Annotated in this window: 2 protein-coding genes; both read right to left on the reverse strand. The window is 40.0% G+C overall.

What is annotated here, in order from left to right:
- Positions 1 to 213: 213 nt before the first annotated feature.
- A complete protein-coding gene (locus DFR28_RS19515) occupies positions 214 to 585 on the reverse strand; it encodes a hypothetical protein (RefSeq protein WP_113956084.1) in 372 nt (123 codons plus the stop codon).
- Between the two features lie 559 nt (positions 586 to 1,144).
- Entirely contained in the window at positions 1,145 to 1,426 is a 282-nt protein-coding gene (locus tag DFR28_RS19520; RefSeq protein ID WP_113956085.1) for a hypothetical protein, read from the reverse strand.
- Between the last annotated feature and the right edge of the window lie 98 nt (positions 1,427 to 1,524).

Consider the following 1,524-nt stretch of genomic DNA (forward strand, 5'->3'; position numbering starts at 1 on the left):
TTCGGCTGAGCTTAGCTTCAATATCTAAAAGTACAGTGAATCCTGAAACAAAGAAATAGACCGCCATAACACTGGTATAGATTTTTCCAAGAATACCTAATTTCATATTACCGACTCTGATCAAGTCATGCATAACGCCTTGCCAAGGGGCGGCGCGGAGCAGCCGTCCCGCGGAGCTGCGCCTTTTGCAGCGGAGTGTACTTTGACAACTTGTTATGAGTTTTTATAGAGGCCATTTTCAATATCTTGCGAGTCTAATTTTTTGCCTTGCCAAATATAAACTTCTCTCGCTCCTGCACCATATGCTAACTCTTGTAGAACCTTAATCTCTACTGAAGAAAGTTTTTCACCGAGATACTGTTGGTTCATGATTAATGTTGGCCCGGGCTTTAAAAAATATTTCCATTTAGAATACCCGACGATTTCGTCTAATAGTTTTTCTACAACCTCATATTCTGCTATCGCTAATCGTGCAGAAGAAAAAGTATGCTGTGGCTGCAAAGTCACAGCAGCGCTATGTTGCCCGCGAGAATATTTTAGATAGTTTTCATAGACCTCTATGTAGATAATCTCCGACTTAAACATTACTTACTCGTACTCATAACGCCAAGCAAAGGGGCGCGCGTTTTCTGCGCGTCCCGCCGCAGGCGTACTTTTGGTTCTTGTTAGCATTCTAATACCTCGCTAAAACTGACATTGAAATTAACAACCATGCTAAGGAGGCGACCAAAGAATACAATGCAACAACTAGGGTTGTTGCATTAATGGCGTTCGCATATCTAGGCTTAAATACATATGTAACAAGCCCTATTGATAAAATAAAAATCAGACCAAAAGTGATGATACCAAACCAACCTATTTGGTGAAGTAGGACCGTAAACCAATCTGGTGTATATAACCTAAGAGTTAATTCATATGGGTAGTTCACCCAATGACTTTTCATTGTTTTAAGCGTTATGAAATTAAAAAAACCGGATACTAAGCTAACGGGTAACACCAAAAAGCAAGATAAGTAAAAATATGTTTTTCTAATTTCCATGATAACTAATATCGAAGTAATGCTAACGCCGTTAAAACGGGCGCGCGTCTTCTGCGCGTCCGAGCACACGCAGTGTGCGGTAGTTTTTGACCTTGTTAGTTGCTTCTAGCCCCATAATAACTTTAAGACTAACAGTAATAGAATAAAACTTACTACGAGAATTAGTATTGGTGCATGTGCTTTGATAAGCGAGCGCTTCTTATTTTTCAAAAGAAAACCTGAGGTACCAATGGCAACACCAAAAGCTATTGCCGCGATCCCTAGACCAACATACGAACTGTACTTGTCTGCGACCCCAAGATCGTTTGAGTATTGAATTGAATAGAAACCTAAAACTAAAAGAACTGGAAGCGATAAGACTTCTAAGTTTGAAATAATATTTCTCATATGCAACTAACGCCAACAAAACCGGCGCGCGTTGTATGCGCGTCCGAACGAACGCAGTGAGTTGTAGTTTTTGTTCTTGTTATATTTTCTTATTGTGA

The organism is Arenicella xantha (assembly GCF_003315245.1).
Taxonomy (GTDB): Bacteria; Pseudomonadota; Gammaproteobacteria; order Arenicellales; family Arenicellaceae; genus Arenicella; species Arenicella xantha.

What these genes read in the sequence shown, in the direction of transcription:
- DFR28_RS19515 (WP_113956084.1), bottom strand. Translation starts at nt 585, where the DNA reads ATGTTTAAGTCGGAGATTATCTACATAGAGGTCTATGAAAACTATCTA.
- DFR28_RS19520 (WP_113956085.1), bottom strand. Translation starts at nt 1,426, where the DNA reads ATGAGAAATATTATTTCAAACTTAGAAGTCTTATCGCTTCCAGTTCTT.